Origin of the sequence: Brevundimonas sp. (assembly GCF_029945885.1) — a bacterium.
Lineage (GTDB): Bacteria > Pseudomonadota > Alphaproteobacteria > Caulobacterales > Caulobacteraceae > Brevundimonas.
Genome location: NZ_JAQSDK010000037.1, coordinates 377,838 through 394,299, shown reverse-complemented (window position 1 = coordinate 394,299; position 16,462 = coordinate 377,838). Strand labels below are relative to the sequence as shown.

The 16,462-nt window shown below is 68.2% G+C and carries 15 protein-coding genes; 6 read left to right on the top strand and 9 right to left on the bottom strand.

What is annotated here, in order from left to right:
• Positions 1–386 precede the first annotated feature (386 nt).
• Positions 387–1,109, bottom strand: coding sequence for a hypothetical protein (locus PSV00_RS14855; protein WP_300448771.1), 723 nt, complete (start codon positions 1,107–1,109; stop codon positions 387–389).
• A complete protein-coding gene (locus tag PSV00_RS14850; RefSeq protein WP_300448770.1) occupies positions 1,106–1,609 on the bottom strand; it encodes an RNA polymerase sigma factor in 504 nt (167 codons plus the stop codon). The genes PSV00_RS14855 and PSV00_RS14850 overlap by 4 nt, the downstream gene beginning before the upstream one ends.
• Positions 1,610–1,716: 107 nt before the next feature.
• Between PSV00_RS14850 and PSV00_RS14845 the strand changes: the two genes are divergently transcribed.
• From PSV00_RS14845 to scpA, 4 genes are all read left to right on the top strand, one after another.
• Complete coding sequence (locus PSV00_RS14845) at positions 1,717–3,027, top strand: S8 family serine peptidase (protein WP_300448769.1); 1,311 nt, start codon at positions 1,717–1,719, stop codon at positions 3,025–3,027.
• 93 nt (positions 3,028–3,120) lie between these two features.
• On the top strand, positions 3,121–3,804 hold the full coding sequence (locus PSV00_RS14840) for a hypothetical protein (protein WP_300448767.1): 684 nt from the start codon (positions 3,121–3,123) through the stop codon (positions 3,802–3,804).
• Between the two features lie 155 nt (positions 3,805–3,959).
• On the top strand, positions 3,960–5,360 hold the full coding sequence (locus tag PSV00_RS14835) for a methylmalonyl-CoA mutase family protein (protein ID WP_300448764.1): 1,401 nt from the start codon (positions 3,960–3,962) through the stop codon (positions 5,358–5,360).
• Entirely contained in the window at positions 5,357–7,504 is a 2,148-nt protein-coding gene (gene scpA, locus PSV00_RS14830; protein ID WP_300448762.1) for a methylmalonyl-CoA mutase, read from the top strand. The genes PSV00_RS14835 and scpA overlap by 4 nt, the downstream gene beginning before the upstream one ends.
• 108 nt (positions 7,505–7,612) lie before the next feature.
• On the opposite strand, the gene PSV00_RS14825 is transcribed toward scpA, so the two are convergent.
• From PSV00_RS14825 to PSV00_RS14800, 6 genes are all read right to left on the bottom strand, one after another.
• On the bottom strand, positions 7,613–8,029 hold the full coding sequence (locus PSV00_RS14825; protein ID WP_300448760.1) for a DUF6491 family protein: 417 nt from the start codon (positions 8,027–8,029) through the stop codon (positions 7,613–7,615).
• Positions 8,030–8,057: 28 nt separating this feature from the next.
• Complete coding sequence (gene mnmD / locus PSV00_RS14820; protein WP_300448758.1) at positions 8,058–9,896, bottom strand: tRNA (5-methylaminomethyl-2-thiouridine)(34)-methyltransferase MnmD; 1,839 nt, start codon at positions 9,894–9,896, stop codon at positions 8,058–8,060.
• Positions 9,897–10,010: 114 nt separating this feature from the next.
• Positions 10,011–10,280, bottom strand: a complete 270-nt coding sequence (locus PSV00_RS14815) for a hypothetical protein (RefSeq protein WP_300448756.1) — start codon at positions 10,278–10,280, stop codon at positions 10,011–10,013.
• A gap of 194 nt (positions 10,281–10,474) precedes the next feature.
• Positions 10,475–10,729, bottom strand: a complete 255-nt coding sequence (locus PSV00_RS14810; protein ID WP_300448753.1) for a hypothetical protein — start codon at positions 10,727–10,729, stop codon at positions 10,475–10,477.
• 146 nt (positions 10,730–10,875) lie between these two features.
• Positions 10,876–11,748 carry a flagellar motor stator protein MotA gene (gene motA / locus PSV00_RS14805; RefSeq protein WP_300448750.1) on the bottom strand — a complete coding sequence of 291 codons (873 nt, stop codon included), beginning with the start codon at positions 11,746–11,748 and terminating at the stop codon, positions 10,876–10,878.
• 83 nt (positions 11,749–11,831) lie between these two features.
• On the bottom strand, positions 11,832–13,631 hold the full coding sequence (locus PSV00_RS14800) for a long-chain-acyl-CoA synthetase (RefSeq protein WP_300448748.1): 1,800 nt from the start codon (positions 13,629–13,631) through the stop codon (positions 11,832–11,834).
• A 272-nt stretch (positions 13,632–13,903) separates the two neighbouring features.
• Here PSV00_RS14800 and PSV00_RS14795 point away from each other — a divergent pair, with 272 nt between their 5' ends.
• Both PSV00_RS14795 and PSV00_RS14790 read left to right on the top strand, forming a co-directional pair.
• Positions 13,904–14,362, top strand: a complete 459-nt coding sequence (locus PSV00_RS14795) for a peptidase S1 (RefSeq protein ID WP_300448745.1) — start codon at positions 13,904–13,906, stop codon at positions 14,360–14,362.
• Positions 14,363–14,506: 144 nt separating this feature from the next.
• Positions 14,507–15,079, top strand: a complete 573-nt coding sequence (locus PSV00_RS14790) for a hypothetical protein (RefSeq protein ID WP_300448742.1) — start codon at positions 14,507–14,509, stop codon at positions 15,077–15,079.
• Positions 15,080–15,143: 64 nt separating this feature from the next.
• On the opposite strand, the gene PSV00_RS14785 is transcribed toward PSV00_RS14790, so the two are convergent.
• Positions 15,144–16,457 (bottom strand): sorbosone dehydrogenase family protein, encoded by a 1,314-nt coding sequence (locus PSV00_RS14785; RefSeq protein ID WP_300448739.1) that lies wholly within the window; start codon positions 16,455–16,457, stop codon positions 15,144–15,146.
• Between the last annotated feature and the right edge of the window lie 5 nt (positions 16,458–16,462).

Genomic DNA, 16,462 nt, shown 5'->3' with positions numbered 1-16,462 from the left:
CCAGCAGCGATCCCTGAACGGGTCGCCGGCGGCTGATCGACGTCCGCGTCCTGTGCTGTCGGGACCCGGCCAGGTCACGACGGCAAAGCCGGTCCCGCACCGCTCAGGTCTTGATACTGCTGTCCCCGGGCGGGTCTGGCGGCCGGTCGTCTGTCACGGCTGCGGCGTCCGCCGCGGACACACTGTCGGCCAGACGCTCATATTCCCCGGCCAGTCGCAAATCCGCGTCCCGGGCCGGGCCCTCAGGCTGACAGACGGCGCGTTGCCGCCAGACGGCGGCTCTTTGTCTGAATTGGTCTGCGTTCACCCGGCTTTCCATCGATGGCGGCAAAACTGCCTTTTCGGGTCCAACGATGGAGGCGGGCGGATTCATCCCGATCCGGTGTTCAGGGCTGAGGCCAACCCCTCGCCAGCAGTTCGGCTTCGGCGGCGGCGTCGAGCGTCTGTCCGCTGATCAGGGCGTCGACCTCCGCCAGAATGGCTGCCGGGGTGTCGACGGTTGCGGTGCGAATTTCCGTACCGGGGGCAGCCCAGGGCGTGATGACCCGGGCCTGCCAGTGGCCATCCTCGCGACAGGCCAGGCCCGCCACGCCGTCCGCCTCAGCGGCAAAGGTCCGGCACCAGTCGCCGTTGACGGTGCGGAAGGTCAGGGTCACCCGTCGTCCCGACGCGTCGGCACCCTCGGCTGCCTGACGGCTGTCGAGCACCCGGGTCAGGGCTCCGTCGGCAATTCTGCCACCGGGCTGAAGGACGAGCCCGTCCGGCGTCGCGCCGGGCGCGAGCCAGCCGACCCCGATGCCAGCGGCGAAGCCGGCCACGGCCAGACCGGCCCAAAGGGCCGGACGGCGCAGCCGGTCGGAAAATAGTGGCCCCGGCGCGAACCATCGGGCCCTGGGGGGGGCCGCCCGGATGCGCGCGGCCAGGGCCAGGTCGAGCGGGTCGACGGCGATCGGAAAGGCGTCGCGGGCCGCCGTACGAACCCCGCCCAGGGCTTCGGCCCGGGCCCGCAGGTCAGCATCGGCCGCGATCGCGGCCTTGACCCGGTCCCGGGCCGCCGGGTCCAGTTCGCCGTCGACATAGGCCATCAGGGTCAGGTCATCGATGCTCATGTGCTCACTCCCTGGGCGACGAGGGTCTGGATCAGGGTCTGGCGGGCCCGGACCAGGCGACTGGTCAGCGTGCCTGCCGGCACCCCGGCGACGACGGCTGCCTCGGCGTAGGACAGGCCGTCGATCAGGACCAGGGCCACGGCCAGCTGCTGGTCGCGCGGCAGGGCGTGGATGGCCGTCCGTACGGCCAGGGCATCGGCACGCAGCCCCTCGCCGGCCATGCTGGCGTCGGCTACCGCCTCGGTCGCCTCGGTGGCGGGCGAAACCACGCGGCCCCAACGGGTGCGTGCCCGTCCCTGATCGATGAACAGGCGTCTCATGATGGTGAAGGTCCAGCTGTCCAGCCGCGTGCCGGGGCGGAAGCCGGATCGTTTCGACAGGGCCCGTTCCACCGTGTCCTGCACCAGGTCATGAGCGTCGACTTCGGATCGGGCCAGGGCACGGGCGAGCCGTCGCAGGCGCGGAAGCAGCGCAACGAGGCTCTCGTGAAACTCATCCAATGGCGAACCCGTGTCATGATGGATAGAACGACGTCGGTCGGACGTTTCATCCATATCGACCGTGCGACCAAGAATTTTCTGAGGACGCCGGTGGACTGGAGGCGAGAATGATCCGGACTCTCATGCTGGCGATCGGTCTGGTGCTGATCGGTGGCGGCGCGCCGGCCCTGGCCCAGATTGGCCTGCCATCACTGCCCGGCGGGGTGATGCCGACGGGGCGTCTCGGCGACCTACCCGGTCAGGTGACCGGGCGCACGGACCCGTTGGAACGGCAGTTGAGGGCGATGGTTGAGCCGGTTCCGTCAAGCCTGCGCCGCCTGGTCGGTCAGTCGCGCGGCCGGCTGGAAGCCGATCCCGACGGCTGGCCGATCGTGCGTGGCGAAATCCTCGCTGTCGACCCTGACCCGATCGCACTGGACCGGGCCGGGGCGGCCGGATTTTCCGTCCTGCGCGAGACGCGGATGGAGGGGCTCGATCTGACGGTGGTGGTCCTGGCCCCGCCGCAGGGAATGGCCCTGGGTGAGGGGGTCAGCCGCCTTTCGGCGATAAACCCCCAGGGCTCCTACACCTTCAATCACATCCACGGTCCGGCCGGATCGATGGTCCCGCTCGCCGGGTCGACAGCCGGGCCAGCTCCGATGCCGTCGTCTGGACGACGGCTCGGATTGATCGATACCGGTGTGGAGGGACGTCATCCCAGTCTGGTGTCGGTCGCCCTGACCCAGCAGGGATTCGCCGGCCCCGTCCTGCCGGCGGCCCACGGCACAGCAGTTGCCTCACTGCTGGCCGGGCGCGCTCCGGATTTCGCGGGGGCGGCACCCGGGGCGGACCTTTATGCGGCGGATGTCTATGGCGGGTCAGTCACCGGCGGGTCGGCCGAGGCGCTGGCCCGCGCCCTGGGCTGGATGGCGAGCCACGACGTCAGGGTGATCAACATCAGCCTGGTCGGACCGCGCAATCCTCTGGTCGAGGTAGCAGTCCGGAGGCTGGTTGGGCGTGGCTATCTGCTAGTCGCCGCGGTCGGTAACGACGGCCCGGCCGCGCCGCCGCTTTTTCCGGCGGCCTATCCCGGTGTGATCGGCGTAACCGCGGTGAGCGGGCGCAATCGCGTGCTGCCGGAAGCCGGTCGAGGCGCGCAGGTGGATTTCGCCGCCCCCGGGGCGGATATGGCGGCGGCGTCGATGGACGGGGGTTATGCCACGGTCCGAGGGGCCTCTTTCGCCGCCCCGATCGTCGCCGGACTGCTGGCCGAGCGGATGACGGGCGATGCCGGGGCGCAAGCGTTGTCGGCGCTGGCGCAGGATGCGCAGGACATGGGCGCTGCCGGTGACGATCCTGTCTATGGCCGGGGCCTGGTCGGGGCCGGCCTCAGGGTTGCTCCCCGGGCCGTCGGGGCGCGCGGTCGATTGACCCGCTGAAAGGTTTTCGCACGACGGATGAAATCCGCATGGCCGGTCGTTCGGTTCAGTGAGGGCAGTTTCGGGCCTCAATGGATTTCAGGAGAATACACCATGCGTAAGATCCTTTTGCTGACGGCGAGTGCGACGTTTGCCCTGGTTATGGCCGGTGGGGCCCAGGCCCAGATTGTCGGCGGCGTGACGGGCGGAATCACCGGAAGTGGCGGCGGCGGCCTGGGCAGCCTGACCGGACAGGCCGGTGGTGCTGGCGGTGCCGGCCTCGGCGGTACGTTCGATCGTGGCATTGCCGGTGACCGCCTGTCCGACACTACCAGCCTGGCGGAACAGGCCCGTACCCGCGCCGAAGCCCGCGCTGCGTCCCGTGCCGAACGGACCCGGGCGCGCGCCGCTTCAGCGGCCACGCGAGCCCAAACGGCTGCTGCCGGGGCCCGGGGTGAAGCTCGTGACACCGCGACGGCGACCGCCGCCCGTGGGGAGGCTGCGGCTGTGGCCGGTGCCGATCGCGGCCGTGACACCGTGGGCGGTGCGCTCAATCGTGCCCGGTCGACCGATCTGTCGGGCGCAGCCGAGGGTTCGGGGGCGGGCTCGGGCAAGACGGGTACGGAATCCGGTGCCGCCGCCGACGGTGGCCTGATTTCGCGGGGCGGATCGGATACGGGCAACGGCTCGGCCCGGGGCGGAGCCTCGACATCGGGGTCGACCTCGGCCGGCCGTCAGGGCGTTTCGGTGTCCGCCAGTGGTGACGCCAATGCCTCGGGATCGACGGGCCCGCAATAACCACCGGGACCGACCCTAGCCGAGCCGGTAACCGGTCAACAGGCCCTGTCGCGCGAGCGGCGGGGCCTGTTGGCGTGCGGGCAGGGACGGGCCCCGGGCTGGACGGGCGGCGGGTGGTCGCGCCATAGAGGCGCAGGTTTTTCGCTGGAGTTTCCATGTCCGAACTGTTCGCACGGCCGACCCGCGACCAATGGGTGGCGCAGGCGACCAAGGCCCTGAAGGGGGCTGACGTCGCAGGGCTGACGCGAACTGACGCCGACGGCCTGGGTGTGGCCCCTCTGTATACGGCTGATGATGCGGTCGCGCCGGTGTTCGCGCCGCGCGCCTCGGACGCCGACGGACGCGCCTGGGACCTGCGCACCCTGATCGAGGGCGACGATGCCGAGGCTGTGAATGTGGCGGCCCTGGCCGACCTCGAGGGCGGGGCGGCATCCCTGATCCTGAGCGGTACCATCCTGTCCGACAGTGAGCCCCTGGCCCGGGCCCTTGACGGTGTGGCGCTGGAGCTGGCGGCGGTCGGGCTGGACGCGGGTCTGGACGGACCGGCCGCCGCCGATGCCCTGGCCGTGGTGGCCAAGGGCTCGCCGCGAGCGATGCTGCGCTTTCACATGGATCCGCTGTCAGCCTTTGCCGCGACGGGCCTGGCACCGCGGCCGATCAAGGATCATCTGACCCTGGCCGCCAATACGGCGGCGCGGCATGCGGGGGCCTATCCCGAGGCCAGCTTCTTCCTGGCCAGCGGTCGGGTCGTGCACGAGGCCGGCGGGTCGGCCGGACAGGAGTTGGGCTTTGCCGCGGCCTCGGCCCTGGTCTGCCTCAAGGCGGGAGTCGCGGCCGGGCTCGGCCTCGAGCAGGCGGCGCGCGGGACGGTTCTGTGCGTGTCGGTCGATGCCGAATGTTTTGATGCCCTGTCCCGGGTGCGGGCCCTCCGGTTGATCTGGCGTTCGCTGGTCAAGGCCCTGGGACTGGACGTTCCGGCGACTATTGAGGCGCGCTCGTCGCGGCGGATGCTGTCGGCGCGCGATCCCTGGCCCAATCTGCTGCGGCTGACCGCAGCCGGGTTCGCCGGGGCGGTCGGCGGGGCCGACGCCGTGGTGCTGGACGGGTTCAGCCGTGCCGCCGGACGCCCGGACGCCTTCGCCCGGCGCCTGGCCCGCAATACCCAGCTGGTGCTGATGGAGGAGGCCAATCTGGGCCGGGTCGACGATCCGGCGTCCGGCTCATGGTTCCTTGACGCGCGTACGCGTGACCTCGCTGAGGCCGGCTGGGCCGAGTTCCAGCGCATCGAGGGTGAGGGCGGGGTGATCGCGGCGCTGAAGGCCGGAACCATTCAGGCCCGGGTCGCGGCGGCCCGTGCCCTGCGCGAGGCCGATCTGGCCGAGGGGCGGACCCAGCTGATCGGTGTGACCAAATTCGTCAATGCCGACACGCGGGCGGCCCCGGTCGAGGCCGAGACGGCGGCGGCTGTGTCCGGCGGCGGTGACGTCTGTCAGCCACTGACCCCGGTGCGGTTCGCCGCGCCTTTTGAGATCGCGACCCAGGAGGCGGCCCGATGAGCGGCTTTCCCGACTTCACCCGTATCGCGCTGGATCCCGGCACCGCCGGCAATGCGCCGACCCGGCCGGACTGGGAAACCCCCGAAGGCATCGTGGTGGCCCCGGCCTATGGTCCGGAGGCGGTCGCGGCACTGGACTTCACCGGGGGGATGCCCGGGTTCGCGCCGTTCGTGCGCGGGCCCTATCCGACCATGTATGCGTCCAATCCCTGGACTATCCGCCAGTATGCCGGCTTCTCGACCGCCGAGGCCTCGAACGCCTTCTACCGGCGTAACCTGGCCGGGGGGCAGAAGGGTCTGTCGATCGCCTTCGATCTGGCCACGCACCGGGGCTATGACTCTGACCACCCCCGGGTCGCCGGCGATGTCGGCATGGCCGGGGTGGCGATCGACTCCATCCTCGACATGCGCACCCTGTTCGACGGCATTCCGCTGGACACGATGAGCGTGTCGATGACGATGAACGGGGCGGTGCTGCCGATCCTGGCTCTCTATGTCGTGGCCGCCGAGGAACAGGGTGTACCGCACAGTGCCCTGACCGGGACGATCCAGAACGACATCCTCAAGGAGTTCATGGTCCGCAACACCTACATCTATCCGCCGGAACCTTCGATGCGGATCGTGTCGGACATCTTCGCCTGGACCGCCGCCGAGACACCCCGGTTCAACTCGATCTCGATCAGCGGCTATCACATGCAGGAGGCCGGAGCCTCGGCCGATCTGGAGCTGGCCTACACCCTGGCCGACGGCATTGAATACATTCGCGCCGGGGTCGCTTCGGGCATGGACGTCGACACTTTCGCGCCGCGCCTCAGCTTCTTCTGGGCCATCGGCATGAACTATTTTATGGAGGTGGCCAAGATGCGGGCCGCCCGCCTGCTGTGGGCCGAGCTGGTCCAGGCCGAGTTCGCGCCGCAAGACCCCAAATCCCTGTCGCTGCGGGCCCACTGTCAGACCTCGGGCTGGTCGCTGGCGGCGCAGGATGTGTTCAACAATGTGCCGCGAACCGTGGTCGAGGCCATGGCTGCGGCCGGGGGGCAGACCCAGAGCCTGCACACCAATTCGCTGGACGAGGCCCTGGCCCTGCCGACCGATTTCTCGGCCCGGATCGCCCGCAACACCCAACTGTTCCTGCAGATGGAGACCGGTCTGACCGGGACCATCGACCCGTGGGGCGGCAGCTTCTACGTCGAGCGGCTGACCGGGGACCTGGTTGACCGGGCTCGGAGCCATATCGCGGAGATCGCCGCCCTGGGCGGGATGGCCCGGGCAATCGAGGCCGGGGTGCCCAAGCTGCGGATCGAGGAGGCCTCGGCCCGGACCCAGGCGCGGATCGACACCGGCCAGCAGACGCTGGTGGGGGTGAACCGCTATCTGAATGAAGTTGCCGACGACATCCCGGTGCTGAAGGTCGACAATGCCGAGGTTCGGGCGCGTCAGATCGAGAAGCTGCAGAAGCTGCGCGCCGAACGCGACGAACCGGCGGTTCGGGCCGCGCTGACGACCCTGACCGAGGGCGCGCGCGGCGATGCCAACCTGCTGGACCTGTCCGTGCGCGCGGCGCGGGCCCATGCCACGGTCGGCGAGATTTCCGATGCGCTGGAAGCGGCCTTCGGGCGGCACGTCGCCACGGTCCAGACCGTCACCGGCGTCTATGCGAAAGCCGCAGGCAAGGATCCGAAGATCAGCCGGGCTCGTGAGATGGTCGCCACCTTTATCGAGAACGACGGCGGTCCGCCGCGCATCCTGATCGCCAAGCTGGGCCAGGACGGTCACGACCGGGGTCAGAAGGTCATCGCTACAGGCTACGGGGATCTGGGACTGGACGCGACGGCCGGGTCCCTGTTCCAGACCCCGGCCGAGGCGGCCCGCGACGCGGTCGCCAACAACGTCCACGCGGTCGGCGCTTCCTCGCTCGCGGCAGGACATCTGACGCTCGTGCCGGAGCTGAAGGTCGAGCTGGAACGGCTGGGCCGCCCGGACATCATGATCGTGGTCGGCGGGGTGATCCCCCCGTCCGACGTCCAGGCCCTGATCGACATGGGGGCGGCGGCGGTCTACCCGCCCGGTTCGGTCATTGCCGACACGGCCATCGATCTGATCGACCGGCTGAACCAGCGCCTGGGCTACGCCCAGAAGACCTAGATCCTTGTTGGTTCAGATCGAATCGACCTGAATCCAGAAAAGATCTGGATTCAAACGGGAGCGAAACCTGAGCCGGTCTGGACCACGTCCAACTCAACCGACTTGGATCTAGGGGCGATAGCGGTCCGGCAGGGCCGTGACCTCTTCCGCCGTCAGCCTGCGCTCGATCCGGGCGCGGCAGGCGTCCGGATCCCCTCCGAGGCTGCGCACGGTGATGCGGGCAGTGTCACCGACGCACAGGCGACCGGCGCTGCTGAAGTCGGACTGGAAGGCTATGGCGTTGGCGCGATCAAGCTCCTGACAGCGGTCGAGCGTCGTGACCTCGAACACCTGATTGGATCGGTCGCGGATGTAGAGCTGGCCGTAATCGCCCTGGCGGAAATTTCTGAGCGACGAGGCCCAGAAGCACTGGCGTTCGGTGGCGGCTCTGGCTTCGGTCGGGCCGGAGGCTTGTGAGCCCGGCGCGCAGGCGGTCAGCGACGTCAGGGTGAGGGCCATGGCCATCGGGATCGAGACGGTACGCATGTACGCTCCTTGCAATGAGGGTCGGAACTCAAACAACAGCATTCGCGCCGGGTTCCGCAAGGGGGCGCGTGCGGAATGGACGTGCGGGGTCGACCCTTGCCGCCGCCGCCGCGGGCAGGGGTGAGGGCCGGCCAAGGACCTGGGATGCGACATGGTCCGCCAGCAAGGGGGCAAGGCTGAAGGCCCGCGACCCCAGCCCGGTCAGCAGATAGACGCCGTCGACACCGGGCAGGGCTCCGGCCAGGGGCAGTCGGTCCGGAGTCGTGGCCCGCACCGCAGCGCGCGCCCGGACCGGGCCGGCGGCGACAATCTGTCCGGCGAGTGCGGGAAGACGCGCGCCGAGGGTCGCAAGATTCCGGTCGTTGTCGCCGTCGCGAATCCCGGTGTCCGTGTCGCCCCGATCATGGGTGGCCCCGAACAGAACGCCCTTGCCGGTCGGGATTGCATAGCCCCCCCAGGCCACGGGCGGAATGGCGGGTCCGTCGACCCAGCTGGCCTGCCCCCGAACCGGGGCCAGGGCCGGAGCGTCGGGCCCCGCAAGGGCTGCTGACCCCCAGCCCGCCGCGATAATCACCCGCTCGACCGTCATGAGGGTCCGGCCATTCGCTGCGATCAGGTCCCAGCCACCGTCCACCCGTTCGAGGCGCTGAACGGCGGTGCCGGTCCGGAGGGTCTCGGGCAGCCAGGCGGCCAGAATCTGCGCCGGGGCGACAGCCATGGCGGTTGCCATGTCCAGTCCTCCGGTGGCCACAGCCTCGCCCAGTCGGGCTGTGGCGGCCTCGGCCGACACGGGGGTCATGGTTCCGATCGGCCATAGTGACTGGTCGGCGACCCGGGCGAACCGGCGGCTGTCACGCGCGGCCTGTTCGAGCTGCAGGACGCCGCGCGCCAGAACGGCCCCGGGGATGGCGGAATAGAGGCAATCCGCCCGGCTGAGGGCCTGGGCCCCCAGTGCAGCGATGACGGGATCACCGGCATCGAGACGGGGGGTCGCCAGTGCCGCCGGAAATCCGGATCCGCCGGCTCCGACACCTGTTCTCTCGACCACCGTGGCCGCGACTCCGAGGGCGGCAAGGGCCCGGACCAGGGCTGCGCCGGCGATCCCCGCCCCGATCACCCCAACCGACGGCAGGGAAGCGGTGGGGCATGCGGCGGCAGGCAGGATGGCTTCCAGTCGTTCGCGCTTGCGACCGTGCCCGGGGCGTTTGTTGACCGCAAACCCGCGTTCGGACAGGCCGCGACGGACCGATCCCGCGACAGTGAAGGTGGCCAGTCGGGCTCCGGGTGCCGATCGGGCCGCGATCGCGTCGAGCACGGCGGGCGACCACATGTCGGGATTGGTCGCGGGCGAAAAGCCGTCGAGGAACCAGGCGTCGGCCTGGCCACTCCAGGCGTCCAGCGCCCAGCCGACCTCGCCCACGGCCAGGTCCAGGGTGGCGCGAAACGCGGGCAGGTCGAGGCGATGGAACCCCGGGGTGGCCTCCGGCCAGGCGTCCAGCAGGGCGGTGGTGACATGGTCGAGGTCCGGCCAGGCCGCCAGGGCGCGCCGGGCTTCCCCGACCTGCAGGGGAAAACCCTCGACAGAGAAGATGTGCAGACGCGCTGTTGGCGGGGCGGTTCGCTGCCACAGGTCCAGCAGGGCCGCGATATTCAGTCCGGTGCCGAAGCCCAGCTCGCCGACCGTGAAATGGCTGCGTCCGGCCCAGGCCTCCGGCAGGCCGCAGCCCGCCAGGAAGACGGCCCGGCTTTCGGCGAGACCATCCTGCTTCGAGAAATAGACGTCGTCGAACCGTCCGGATCGGGGGGAGCCGTCTTCGGCCCAGATCAGGCGGGGCGACAGGTCCGGGGTCGGGTCGTCATGCGGCATGGCCGCGCCATACACCCCGGGGCAGGCTACGCGCACGAAAAAAGGGGCCGCCGAGGCGACCCCTTTCCCGTTCCGGGCCCGAAGACCCGAAATGATTGCCTTTAAGCGTAAAGCTTAGTGGGCGGCCGGAGCAGCAGCGTCGGCAGCCGGAGCCATGGCAGCGTCGGCAGCCGGAGCAGCAGCGGCTTCGGCTTCGCCAGCGGCGGCAGCAGCGTCGGTGGCGGCGACGTCGGCGGTGACGGCGGCGTCCGAAGCGGTTTCAGCAGCGGCCGTAGCGTCGGCAGCGGCGTCTTCAGCCTTGTCGGTGGCGGCCGGCTGGCAGGCAGCGACGGTCAGGGCGAAAGCGGCGGCGGCCGAAACGGCCAGCAGTTGACGGATGGTCATGTGGAATTCCTTCAGGAAAGGGTCAAGCGAGGTCATGAATCCCCGCAAGAGGGTGATAACGGGTTTGTGAGCCGCTTCGCAAGCGAAATCTCACGCGTTCGTGATCACTTCTTTTCGGGCAAGAAAAAAGGGGCCGCCCGATGGGCGACCCCTTTTCCGGTCCGGAGGTTGCCCTCCGGAGTCGATCTGAATGCTTAGTGAGCAGCTTCAGCCGGGGCAGCTTCGGCCGGGGCAGCTTCAGCCGGAGCGGCTTCAACGGCGGCAGCGGCGGAATCCGAAGCGGCAGCGGCGTCCATGGCGGCCGAGTCGGCGGCAACGGCGGCGGTGTCGGCAGCGGCAGCGGCGGTGTCGGCCGATTCAGCGGCGGGCTCGGCGGCGGGCTGGCAGGCGGCGACGGTCAGAGCGAAGGTGGCGGCAGCCGAAACGGCCAGCAGTTGACGGATGGTCATGAGGTTACCCCTGAGTTGGAATCAAACGGGGGCAATCCCCGCAGGCCATTCGGTAACGCGTTTGTGAGGCTTCACGCAAGCCCCCTTCTTTTCGGGGGCTTTCGAGAAACGGGCGCGCGTGACCGGTGGGGCCGACGGGCCCCGGATCAGGCCCCGTCGGCGGGCATGTTCGACAGGGTCTCTTCCATCTCGAGGAAGGAGGGCTGGGAAGGGGACGGAATATCACCGCGGCCGATCTCGACCGAGATCTGGGCGGCGTTGCCGTGCAGGTGGGCGACCAGGACCGAGCGGATGATCCGGTAGTAGCTGGCGTCTTCCTCGATGATCGATTGCAGACGCGCTGCGAATGGCCCGACCAGGCCGTAGGCCAGGAATACACCGAGGAAGGTCCCGACCAGGGCCCCGCCGATCATCCCGCCCAGGACCTCGGGCGGTTCGGTGATCGAGCCCATGGTCTTGATGACGCCCAGCACGGCGGCGACGATCCCCAGGGCTGGCAAAGCGTCGGCCAAGCCCTGCAAGGCATGAGGCGCGTTGAGCGCCTCGTGGTGATGCTTTTCAAGCTGCTTTTCCATGGCGTCCTCGATCTGGTGAGGATCCTCGAGGTTCATGGTCATCATGCGCAGGGTGTCGCAGATGAAGTCCGTGGCGAAATGGTCCTTCAGCACCTTCGGATATTTCTGGAAAATATTGCTCTCGGCCGGCTTCTCGATGTGGCTTTCGAGGGCGATGACGCCCTTGGACTTCATCGTCTTTGTCAGCTGGAACAGCAGGCTAAGCAGATCCTTGTAGTCCTGCTTCTTCCATTTCGGTCCCGCGAACGCCTTGCCGAGACCGCCGAGGGACGCCTTGATGGTCGGGACGCTGTTGGAAATCAGGAAGGCGGCGATGCCGGCCCCGCCGATCGCCATCATCTCGTGGGGCAGGGCATGAAGGATCACCCCGAACTTCCCGCCCGCCAGCACATAGCTGCCGAACACGGTACCGAACAGCATCACGATGCCGATGATCTGAAACATGGGTCGGTCCGGGCGTCCTGAGTCGGAAAGGGACCTGCACAATCACCGTTAATGCTTAAGGGGCGGTTGCGATTCCGGGTGGATCAGAGTCGGGTCTCGCCCCGCAGGATCGCGGCATAGCCCTCAGCGGTCAGCTTGGTGTAGCCGGACTTGCCGCCGCGCACATAAAGCTGGCCCGCGACCCTGGACGGATCGTAGCCGTCCTCGACCAGGTCGCCCTTGCGATATTTGAACGTCCCGGTCGTTTCGGCGCTCTTGAGCAGGCGCACGAAGACAGGCCGGGCATACGAGGGCAGTTCCGTGTCGACCCAGTCGGCAAAGGGGCGCGCACTGAACCGACCCTCGACGATCAGGGCGGCCATGCCGGCCTTGCCGTCCTGGCCCGGTACCGGCACGCCGTAGGAGACGACCTCCTGCACACCGGGGGCCTCGGACAGGCGTTGTTCAATCTCGGCCGTGGAAACGTTCTCGCCCTTCCAGCGGTAGGTGTCTCCGATCCGGTCGACGAAATAATAGTACCCGTCCGAATCGCGACGCATCAGATCGCCGGTCCGGAACCAGCGGTCACCACGCTGGAAGACGTCGGTCAGGATCTTCTTCTCCGAGGCGGCCTTGTCGGCATAGCCCGAGAAGTCGTGTTGAAGGTCGTTGGCGATCAGGCCGATCGCCTCGCCGGCCTCACCGGGGCCGGTAAGCTGGCAGAAGCCGTCGGACCCTCGCATCGGCTCCTGGCTGTCCATGTCAAAGCGGACCAGCCGGATATTGATCCGGTTCTTCACGAAACCGGGCACGCGGCCGATGGCACCGGGTTTACCGTCGAAATTGAACAGGGAGACGTTGCCCTCGGTCGAGCCGTAGAATTCCAGGATTTCCGGAATGGCGAACCGCTTCTGGAAGACTTCCCAGACGTCGGGGCGCAGGCCGTTGCCGAACGCCAGCCGCAGATTGTGGTCGCGCTCGTCCGGATGTTCGGGGCAGTTGACCAGATAGCGGCACAGTTCACCGATGTAGACGAAGATCGTGGCACCGGACGCCTTCACGTCGGGCCAGAAGGTCGTGGCCGAGAATTTCCGGCGCAAGATCAGTCGACCGCCGTTGAGCAGGGCCGGACCGACACCGACCAGGCCCCCGGTCGAGTGATAGAGCGGCAGCACATTAAAGGTACGATCCGACGCAGTGGCCGCGGTGGCCCCGGCAAAGGCGCGCATATAGGTGCGGGCGCGGGAGTGCGGCATGCGCGCGGCCTTTGGCAGGCCCGTGGTTCCCGAGGTGTAGATGTAGAGCGCCGTGTCCCGGTTGGTCAGGCCGGCGCGGATCGACCGGTTCGGCCGGACGGACGAGCCGCCCCGCAGGGGCTTGTCGAGGCCGCGCCGGTTGTCGGCCTCGGCCTCGTCCTTCAGGTCGATCACCCAGAGCATCAGGTTGCGATTGACGAAAGGACGAGCCTCCTCGACCTGGTGCCAGCACTCATCGTCGGTGACGACCTGGGACGCCCTGGAAATCTCAAGGCAATGGGCCAGGGCATGGCCGGTCAGATTGGTGTTGATCAGGGCCGTGGCCACGCCGATCTTGGAGAAGCCGAGCCAGGCCGCCAGATATTCGGCGCGGTTCAGCATCATCAGGGCGACGACATCGCCCCGGTGCAGGCGTCGGCTCTGGGCCCAGTGACCGAACCGGTTGGCGAGGGCGTCCAGCTCCCGATAGGTCAGGGTGCGGTGATCATCCTCGATCGCGATATTGTCGCCGAAACGATCGACCGCTTCCTCGAAATCGTCACAGACGAGATCGGGACTGTCCAGCTGGATCGGCTTGATGCGTTGAAGCAGTCGACGCAAACCCGCGGCGAACTTCAGGTCGCGCCGGATGTTCGCCATCAGCTTCATGGTCGCGTCTGCCTCTTTCAAATTGGTCGTCAGTTGTCCGTGATGGACAACCGGCCTGCCCGGGTCAACCGCGAGGGGAATTCCACCGGCAATTCGCACCGGCGCGGTGACGGATTGTTTGCTGCCGTGGCGCCGTTGCGCCGGTGACGTTGCGTCAATCCAGCCGGGTGTCGAGTCAGGACCTTGAACGCCGCAGACGGTGGGATATGCTGTCGGATATCGGCGGTTGTCGACGTGGTGTCGGCGCACCGTTCGCAGACCCGGAGGCTGTCGTGCGCCTGATTGTCGCTGTCGCCCTTGCTGCTTTTCCCGTCACTCCTGCGGCCGCCCAGGATATCGCTGCAGCCCCCAACTATGGCGAAGTTCGCCTGTCCCCCGGTTTTTCACCCGACCCGAGCCTGGTCATCGTCCAGGCCGGAGGGTCGATCGATGTCAGCCGGACACTGACAGCCTGTTCCGGCCATATCACCAGCGCCCCGGACCTGAGGCTCTACTGGGACGGCAAGGGCTCGCTGGATCTGAAGGTGTCTGTGATCTCGAATGCCGACACGACCCTGGTTGTCAACGGCCCCACCGGCACCTGGTATTGCGATGACGACAGCGGCGACGGCTCCAACCCGTCGCTCGTCCTGCCCTCGGTCGCCGGCCAGTATGACATCTGGGTTGGCACCTTCGGGACCGAGGGCACACGGCCGGCCGTTGTCTCCGTATCGGAGCTCAGCAGCTTTTAGTTCAAACCAAGTCATGGCGACGGGTGAGATGTAATCGCGCTTGCCCAAACTGTGTTCGTAACGGTGTTTCTTTGTGTCGACGCTCTAAAGTCGGAACTTCCTGTCAGGGGGTTGGTTCTTAAGGGCGTCATATGGAGAATACCCATGTCAATTACATACCCCGACCACATCGCTGTTAACGGGTCGCTGGCCACCGCTCCAACCCCCGTCGCCGAAAGCGCGCCCTATACTCCGGTCTATGCCCGCAGCGGCAAGGCGCGGAACGGCCGTAAGGCGGTCAAGACCTGGATGATCCTGGTACCCATCGGTGCCGTGGTTCTGATCGGCGGGGCCGTGGCCATGGCGATTGGCGGCGAAGCCTCAGAGCCGCTGGGCGCGCTGGTCGCGGTCGAAGCGCCCGTCGTGGCTGTGCCGATCGTGGCCGAGCCGCTGACAGATACCGCGCCGGCGGCCCTCGTGCCTGCTGCGCCGTCGGCCACTGTGACCGAGGCCACGCCAGTGGTGAGGCCCGTCGCCGTCTCGCGAAGCCGTACATCGATGGTTCCGCCCCGGGCCGCGGTGACGCCAGTCGTGGCTCCGGCTGAACCCGCTCCGATGCCTGCGGGCCCGCAGCCCTATCTAAGTGTCGCCGAACCTGCAGTGGGGGTGGCTCCGTCGCCGCCGACGCCGACACCGGTTCTGCCGTCCGAGACGTTGACCGGCCCGCCGATCGACTGAGGGATCGTTGACTGAACGGATTGAAGGCCCCGCCGGTTAGCACCGTCGGGGCCTTTGGCCGGTTTCAGGGGCGGGCCGGGGCCACGCGCCAGATCACATTGCCGACGTCGTCGGCCACCAGCAGGGCTCCGGTCCCATCGGTCTGGACACCCACCGGGCGGCCCATGGCCGCGCCGTCGGCATTGAGGAAGCCGGTGAGGATGTCGCGAGGCAGACCCACCGGACGACCGTCGACGAAGGCGACCGAAACCACCTTGTAGCCGCTGCGCGGTTCGCGGTTCCATGATCCGTGCTGGCCGATGATGGCCGCGTTTTGCCAGGCCGGGACCAGGGAGCCGTCATAGAAGGTCAGGCCGAGAGAGGCCGTATGGGCCCCCAGCGAATAGTCCGGCTTCAGGGCGCGGGCGACCATGTCCGGATTGCGCGGCTCGACACGGGTGTCGACGGTCTGGCCGTAGTAGCTCCAGGGCCAGCCATAGAAACCGCCCGGTGTGACCGAGGTCATGTAGTCGGGCACCAGGTCATTGCCGAGTTCGTCCCGTTCGTTGACGGCGACCCAGAGTTTGCCGCTTTCGGGATTCCAGGCCATGCCGACGGGATTGCGCAGACCGGACGCATAGACCCGGCGTGCGCCGGTGGCGGGGTTGATTTCGAGGATGGCGGCCCGGTCGACTTCCACGTCGAGGCCATTTTCGCCGACATTCGAGTTGGATCCGACCCCGACATACAGGCGAGACCCGTCCGGGCTGGCGACCAGACTCTTGGTCCAGTGATGGTTCCGGCCTGCGGGCAGGTCCGCGATCTTGACCGGGACGGCCGTAATCGCGGTCTCACCGGTCTGATAGGGGAAGACCACCAAGGAATCTGCGTTGGCCACATACAGTCGGTCGCCGACGAGGGCCATCCCGAACGGGGAATTCAGCCCTTCAAGAAAGGCGGTCCGGGTCTCGGCCACACCGTCACCGTCCGCGTCGCGCAGCAGGGTGATACGGTTGGCGCTGGCGGCGCGGGCCCCCGCCCGCTTCATAACCAGACCCTGAATCCAGTCGCGCAGGCCGCGTTTCTTCTTGGCCATCCGGGGCGGGGCGTTGGTTTCGGCGACGAGAATGTCGCCATTGGGCAGACGGTAGAGCCAGCGCGGGTGATCCAGGCCCGCGGCAAAGGCCGCGACCGCCAACCCATCGGCTGCGACCGGAGTCTGACCGTCGGGCCACCCGGTCGCGGGAGCGATGTTGACCGTCGGCAGCAGCGTGTTGCGCGGGGCGGGAAGGGTCGGATTGGGACCGAACCGCTCCCCTTCGGGAACCGGAGCGCGATCGGCGCAGCCTGCCATGGCCAGTGCAAGGGCGGAGAGGATCAGAAGGGGGGCACGAACCATGGGGA